Origin of the sequence: Oligoflexus sp. (assembly GCF_035712445.1) — a bacterium.
Taxonomy (GTDB): domain Bacteria; phylum Bdellovibrionota_B; class Oligoflexia; order Oligoflexales; family Oligoflexaceae; genus Oligoflexus.
On the sequence record NZ_DASTAT010000125.1, the window covers coordinates 1 to 6,490 of the forward strand.

The 6,490-nt window shown below is 54.9% G+C and carries 7 protein-coding genes; 4 read left to right on the top strand and 3 right to left on the bottom strand.

The window, feature by feature from the left end:
- The 3 genes from VFO10_RS26315 to VFO10_RS26325 all read left to right on the top strand — a co-directional run.
- Positions 1-1,030: hybrid sensor histidine kinase/response regulator (locus tag VFO10_RS26315; protein WP_325144991.1), on the top strand; the 1,030-nt coding region annotated here is incomplete at its 5' end.
- A gap of 127 nt (positions 1,031-1,157) precedes the next feature.
- Positions 1,158-2,054, top strand: a complete 897-nt coding sequence (locus tag VFO10_RS26320; RefSeq protein ID WP_325144992.1) for a S1 family peptidase — start codon at positions 1,158-1,160, stop codon at positions 2,052-2,054.
- A gap of 77 nt (positions 2,055-2,131) precedes the next feature.
- Positions 2,132-2,626, top strand: a complete 495-nt coding sequence (locus tag VFO10_RS26325) for a hypothetical protein (protein ID WP_325144993.1) — start codon at positions 2,132-2,134, stop codon at positions 2,624-2,626.
- A gap of 69 nt (positions 2,627-2,695) precedes the next feature.
- On the opposite strand, the gene VFO10_RS26330 is transcribed toward VFO10_RS26325, so the two are convergent.
- From VFO10_RS26330 to VFO10_RS26340, 3 genes are all read right to left on the bottom strand, one after another.
- The gene (locus tag VFO10_RS26330) at positions 2,696-3,949 is read right to left on the bottom strand and encodes a DASH family cryptochrome (RefSeq protein ID WP_325144994.1); all 1,254 of its coding nucleotides are present in this window, start codon (positions 3,947-3,949) and stop codon (positions 2,696-2,698) included.
- Positions 3,950-4,059: 110 nt separating this feature from the next.
- Positions 4,060-4,641 (bottom strand): hypothetical protein, encoded by a 582-nt coding sequence (locus VFO10_RS26335; protein WP_325144995.1) that lies wholly within the window; start codon positions 4,639-4,641, stop codon positions 4,060-4,062.
- A 73-nt stretch (positions 4,642-4,714) separates the two neighbouring features.
- Positions 4,715-5,728: a hypothetical protein gene (locus VFO10_RS26340; protein ID WP_325144996.1), complete on the bottom strand. Its 1,014-nt coding sequence runs from the start codon at positions 5,726-5,728 to the stop codon at positions 4,715-4,717.
- A 260-nt stretch (positions 5,729-5,988) separates the two neighbouring features.
- Here VFO10_RS26340 and VFO10_RS26345 point away from each other — a divergent pair.
- On the top strand, positions 5,989-6,490 hold a 502-nt coding region (locus VFO10_RS26345; RefSeq protein ID WP_325144997.1), incomplete at its 3' end, for a TetR-like C-terminal domain-containing protein.

Below are 6,490 nucleotides of genomic sequence, written 5' to 3' on the forward strand. Positions count from 1 at the left end.
CATTCAGCTTCCCGAACATTTTCAAACCATGTCGAACCAGGTCCAATCCTTTGTCGAGAGAATCAAACGCAACTCCGACAATGCGCAGTTTCTGGTGCGCGGACTTTTGGAATCTATCCGGTCCCAGGGTGGGCTGCAGCTGTCGTTTGATCAGGTGGTATTCTCCGCCCTGGTCGATGACGCCGTCAAATCCCTGAATATCGTCGCACAGCAAAAGCAGCAGTCCATCAGCGCCCGGCATATCGACGAGATCAAGGTGTATCTTGATACGGGTCGCATGCGCCAGGTGCTGGAGAATCTGATCATGAATGCCATCAAATATTCCCAGACGAAAAGTCAGATCAACGTGCAGACGCTGCTGGCGGAACGTGATGGCGTCACCTACGCTGTCTTTAAATTGACCAATCCTGGCAAGAGCATCTCGGCCTCGGAAGGCAAAAAGCTTTTTGCACCCTTTGTTCAGGGACAGAATGCAGAGGCCATGAAAGACGGCGTTGGCCTTGGCCTTTCGATCGTGCACAAGGTCGTCGAGCTGCACGAAGGCTTTATTGAAGTCGGCAGCGACAATCCCGATGAAGTTTGTTTCCAGGTCTTTCTGCCGAACGCCACCTCGGTATTGGGTGCGCATCGCGATCAGATCATTCCCAGCGGTCAGACCGTTCTGGTCGTGGATGATGATGAAGAGATCCGCGAATTCGCGGAAGCTGGTCTCACCGCGGCTGGTTTCCATGTGTTCACGGCCGATAACGGGGCTCGCGCGTTCAGCATCTTTCAACGTCATAAACCGCAGCTGATTATCTCCGATATCCGCATGAATCGGGTCGATGGTTTTGAACTCCTCGCCAAGGTGCGGGAGTCGCATCCCGGCACGCCGGTCATCCTTTTCTCTGGATTTTATGCGGGTCTGGAGCGCGATTTGAAACATACGAATCTGAAGCCTGATCTTTTCATGGATAAGCCCTTCCGCATGAGCGAGCTGGTGGCGAACGTCAAACGCCTCCTGGGCGAGGCGACGGCCAAGGCTTCCTGACGCTGATCACGGTGAAGATAAAACGGGGAGCCGATTTCGGGCTCCTTTTTTTTCTTGCGCCTGCCCGCAAGCCTTGCTACTTGTCTATCTGTATTCAATCCCGAAACATTTCAAAAGAGGCCTTAATATGTTGAATGGCAAGCCTTCGGCCATGCTGTCGTTTCTTTGCGTGCTCGCGCTGCTGTCCTGTGCAAGGGCTCCTGAATCTGTCAGCACTCCGAAAATTATTCAGGGTCATGCCGCCGAAGCCTTGAGCTATCCGGTCGTGGCGCTTTTGAAAGAGGACTCGGGTGGCGTCTGGTACGCCTACTGCTCGGGTGTGATGATCGCGGCCGATCGGCTTTTGACCGCGGCGCACTGCACGCAATCTTCCCTGGGCGAGGTGTATGAAGCGTCGTCCCTCCGCGTGCAGTGGGGGCAGAAGGATCCCGAAGCGGATCTGTCCCAGGCCCTGGCGGTCGCCTCCGTCTTTGTTCATCCGCACTATAATCCCGCGGCAATGGGCAAGGACAAGGATGGACTGATCAAGCCTGGGGCCGCTTATGATATCGCGCTTTGGACTTTGCAGCAGCCCATCACGAATCCTTTGTTTCATCCCGCTGCAATCATGCCGCCTGCAGAACTCAGCGCGAGTTTGCAGAATGAGCAGGAGATACTTTTGCTGGGTTATGGACAAACATCGGCGTGGGGATCGCCCTGGGAAAAGCGGCAGCTGATGGAAGCGATCACGCTGTATAAACCGAGACTTGTTTGGAATGTGAGGCGTCGTGAGCTGGTGAATGGGCGGCTTATCACGCGCACGGTGAGTCTCGAATTTCCGGGTGCGACGGAGGTGGAATTCTATGCTGGCGATCGTCATCTGCCGGATACCTGCAAGGGCGATAGCGGAGGGCCGGCGATGATGAAGGACGCGGGAGGAGAGTGGAAGCTTCTTGGTCTGACCTCGCGCGGTGATGCCAACTGCGATCGCGGTGGTGTTTATACCCTTGTCCCTTTGATGCAGAGCTGGTTTGCGGGTCTTTGAGATCTTTCCATATCTGACTTGCTCCCAGGGCTTTGCCCTTTGTATACAAGACCTCATACACATGACATGAGGTTTGTATGCTTTTCGGCAAAACTATTTCGGCTTTGGGGCTTTTACTGAGTCTTGCTCCGGCTTCGTTCGCGCGCACTCCAAGCGATGTTTCCCTTGAATGGCCAGCCTCCATTCCGCAGCTTCCCCAATTTGTTTATCTTCGCTGCAATGCCACCGGCTGGGACGTCAATGCCGCGACCCGCATGAAACGGGTGACGGGCCAGCCTCAGCTTCTGAGCCTGACTTATGATGTGAAAGAGGATTGGATGGTCGCTGCTGCGGATGACTGCTCACTCACGGCCACGCCGGTCAAGAATGGTTGGGGGGATCGTCAGGTTTATTTCGGAATTCAAAATGGATTCGTGAACGTGCCGAACGGCAGCGTGAATCTTTCCTTCAACTCCTCGGCTGATGTTTACTTCAAGGTGAAATATCCAGCCAAGGGTCGTTATACAGCGTATCTGAGCCTCAGTGATTATCCATTCTTCGCCGTCGTGCCTCACGTCGAATCAGGGCACTGACAGTCTGAAGGTAGAGCAATGTTAAGTCCGGCTGTGGCTTTGCTGGAGCCGGAGTTTCAAGAAAATGTTTCAGGCTCGCGGTGAAGTCGGTTCCTGAGCCTTATTCCAAAGGCGGACATAAAGCCCTTCGGGATCGTAAAGCGAGGCCTGGTGTTCGGGATCGAAGCGTCGATCGCGAGGATCCTGTCCAGTGCCCGCCTGATAAGCCCAATTGCCCCAATTTGAAGCCGGATCGTAGTCGATGAGCTGCTTTTCAAAATAGGCGGCGCCTGATCGCCAGTCTCCACCCATGGTCTTTACGAAGTAATTGGCGACGTTTTGTCTTCCGCGATTGGACATCCAGCCTGTGAGATTCAATTCCTTCATGTTGGCATCTATAAACGCCTGTCCGGTCCTGGCCTGGCTCCAGGCTGCAAAGGCTTCGCTTGAAGCCGGTGTTTGGGCTTGCGCTTTCATGCCGGTAAAAAGGCGAGACCCCCATTTGTGTGCGATCCAATGAAAGTATTCCCTCCAAAGAAGCTCGAAGTATAACCAGTAGGTCGAAGCGTTCTGGATTCTTTCGCTTTCATAACGCTTGATTTCAGCATGGATCAGCCGTGGCGAGAGTGCCCCGACAGCGAGCCAGGGCGAAAGCTTCGAGGAATGATCCCAATTCAACATTCCATCCCGGGTTTCCTTGTAGCCGCGCAAACAATCTTTTTGCCAAATATATGCGTTCATTCGGTCGATACCGGCTGCTTCCCCGCCCGGGATATGAGGATGCAGGTGCGTGATCCGCTTTGCGATCGCCTGGCCATCCAGTCCGCTCGGTCCTCTTTTCATCAAAGGCTCCGGCAGCGCAGTGGGGGCGGGATAGGGGGCTGGAACCTGAAGACGACCTTCGATGGCTTTTCGAAAATGCGTGAAAACTTCGGGTAGATCCCCTATGGGGAAAGGCAGATCAGCCTCGTTATAAAGGCTTCTTGTTTCCAAGGCCTCACAGGAAATTCCGAGGCTCCTTATCCACGCTTCGTCCGCCTGCTCATCGCTGCAGGCTTCCTTGCTATAAAAAATGCGATCAAAGCTTTGCTTCTGGAGCAGTTCAGGAAGAACGTCCCGGATGTCTCTATCCTCGATCTGAATGGCAGCGCCGCGATCTTCCACGGCTGCTTGAAACGAGGCGAGAGAAGCCCAGAGAAAGCTGCGGCGGAACTTTCCCGCACGTCTCTGACTTGCTGAAGGACACCAAAGAATATGCCCCTGTGTCGCGAGCTGCTGGAAGCGGAGTAACGCTGGATTATCATGCATTCTCAGGTCAGAGCGAAGCCAGTACAAACCTCTCATCCTCAGTCCTCCCGGGAAAACCTTGCGACCTCAGCGTGCCCAGTATGCCACGGGACCGGTCCCGGGTCACCAACGCGTTGGGAAGTCAAAAGGCCTTGGAGGCGGAAGATTTAGAAGAGCAGCCACACACCCAGATAAGGCTCCAGCCAACGATCCCGCCAGGGCTGCCCGTCGAGCGGAGCGGTGTCCGTTTCCGAGCCCGAGCTCACGCTGGATGTCTTGTAGCTGACATCAATGAGCAGGACGCGTGGTCCGAAACGCAGCCAGCTGCTTCCAAAATGAAGACCAAGATCGAGGATGGAACCTGAGCCACCGTAGTAGCTGGTTTTGGCTTCGACGCTCGGGAAGTCATAGTCAAGCCTTGGTTTATACAGAAAGGTATAAAACGCTGAAATATATTCGGGCGCGACATAGCCGAGGCTCAGACCCGTGGCGGATAGCTGCACGCGGCTGTCCTGGGCATGAACGGTATTTTGCAGCCAGGACGCCCCAAGGGAGAGTCCGTAAGGCCCGCGCCAGGCGGCGGTGATGATGGCCTGGCGTTCGGAGGCCTTGCCGATGCCATCGGGCGTTTCTTCCCAGTGATAGCCATACCAGTAGGCAGGCATGAAGACGAAGGACGCCTGCTTATCAGCCGCCTTCAGGGCTGTGGGGATCATGAGCAAAAAGCAGGTGATGAGAACGGAGCGCATGAACCACACCTCGATGAAAAAAGGCCTGCCGTTGTTATCGGCAGGCCTTTTCATTCATTGAATGTTACGCCGATCAAGGGAATGCAACCAAACCCTGACCATCAATCTGCCCGTCGAGGCATTTGAATTTGGACGGCGAGTTGACGTTTTCCGCGATGACGGGTTTCAGAAGCAGTTCGTTTTTCACAGCGAAGCTGCTGTTTTTCGCATTGGTGATCACGACCTTGGCATTTTTGGTCAGATAAAAGACCCCGATGCTCTTCCATTCGCCCTGGTTGGCGGAATCATCAATCGCACAGTTTTTATCCTTGGCTTCCATGCTGGTCACATTCACTTTTACTTTTTTGGAATCATTGCTCCACTTGGCCATGATCATATAAGGACCAGGCACGAAGTCATTATGCTTGCCGATCGCGACGATGGATTTATTCTCTTTGGGCAGCACCGAGATGATCGTTGCGGCGTTGGACTCATTAAGAGTCAGAACAGGACGCGAGCTGTCTTCAGGATCCTTGGCCGCCACATGCTCGTCGGTCACAGCTGGAGCCGGTGCAGGCGCTGGTGCAGGGGCCGGAGCTGGCGCCGGAGCCGGTTCGTTCACCACGATAACAGGGTCCAAAGGAGGCTGGCTGGCAGTCTCCGTGGGTGCCGCAGGCGTTTCTGATGCCGGCGTTTCCTGGGCCGGGCTCGAAGGTGCGGGCTCGGATGCTGGAGGCGCACTATCCTGAGAATTTGAAGTGGGTGTGTCCGCAGGAGCTGGTGCCGCTGCTTCCTGAGCAGGAGCCGCAGACTCAGACGTCGATGGAGCGGCCGGTGTCGATGCCGGTGCATCAGCCGGAGTCGGTGCAGACACGGTTGCGGTTTCCCCGCGATTCACCACGACGTCGCCGTCTGGAAAGATCTTGATAAAGGCGGCATCGCCCGACTGACTGCTGCGATTATCACGAGTTGGAGTGGCATCCGATTGCTCTTCGGTCGCAGCTTCTTCCTCGGTCTGTTCGGCTTTTTGATTGTTGCACGCGGTTGATCCCGTGAGTGAGAGAGCCAGGATCAGTGCCAGTTTCAGATTGCTGTTGTTCAAAGACATCGCAAGTCTCCTCGAGCGTCAGGATTGGTTTCCTCCAGGGGGCTCACGGGGCGAGCTTGCACTTGAAATACATTTCGGCAGATCGCCGCCCAATTCTCCATACTTTTTTTATTCGGTAAAAAGGTCCAATAAGTCAGTGCTTTAACGAGGCCTGGGAGCGATTTTTTACCGGCGTATCAAACTCCACTTTCGATCAGGCCCACGAAGAAAGGTATTTACGATACTGATTGGTTCCGTATATAAAGAGCGGGGAGGAACCCATGACCAAGCCGGAACGCGGACGTCCTTTGAATCCTGAAACCCATCAGGCCATCCTCGATGCAGTTCCCGAACTGCTGGCCTCGATGCGCTATGCGGATCTTACTTTCGATCGCATCGCTGCGGCAGCAGGAGTCGGCAAAGCAGCTATCTTCAGGCGTTGGAAGAGCAAGGCCGCGCTTGTTACGGATGCCTTGCGCATCATGTTCGAAGCCAGTAATCCGGTCCTGCCCTGCAGTGGTGATCCCTTGCAGGATATCAGAATCCTTTTGGACCACACTGTCCATTGGTTGACGCGAACTCCGGCCGGTGCTGTCATGCGGCATCTGATTTCCGAGCTGCCGCATGAACCGCAGCTCGCGAAGATGATCGCAGACCTTGAAACAGCGCGGAGGCGACTTATCCTTGATGTGCTCGCTCCCTGGGACGAGTTCATGAATCGCGATATTCTCGTGGCCCTTTTGTTCGGCCCGCTCTATTTTCGATGGCTCATGACCGGCGAAG

Excerpts from the sequence above, each read along its gene's own strand:
- VFO10_RS26325 (WP_325144993.1), top strand. The coding sequence starts at position 2,132 with ATGCTTTTCGGCAAAACTATTTCGGCTTTGGGGCTTTTACTGAGTCTT.
- VFO10_RS26340 (WP_325144996.1), bottom strand. The coding sequence starts at position 5,728 with ATGTCTTTGAACAACAGCAATCTGAAACTGGCACTGATCCTGGCTCTC.
- VFO10_RS26335 (WP_325144995.1), bottom strand. The coding sequence starts at position 4,641 with ATGCGCTCCGTTCTCATCACCTGCTTTTTGCTCATGATCCCCACAGCC.
- VFO10_RS26320 (WP_325144992.1), top strand. The coding sequence starts at position 1,158 with ATGTTGAATGGCAAGCCTTCGGCCATGCTGTCGTTTCTTTGCGTGCTC.
- VFO10_RS26330 (WP_325144994.1), bottom strand. The coding sequence starts at position 3,949 with ATGAGAGGTTTGTACTGGCTTCGCTCTGACCTGAGAATGCATGATAAT.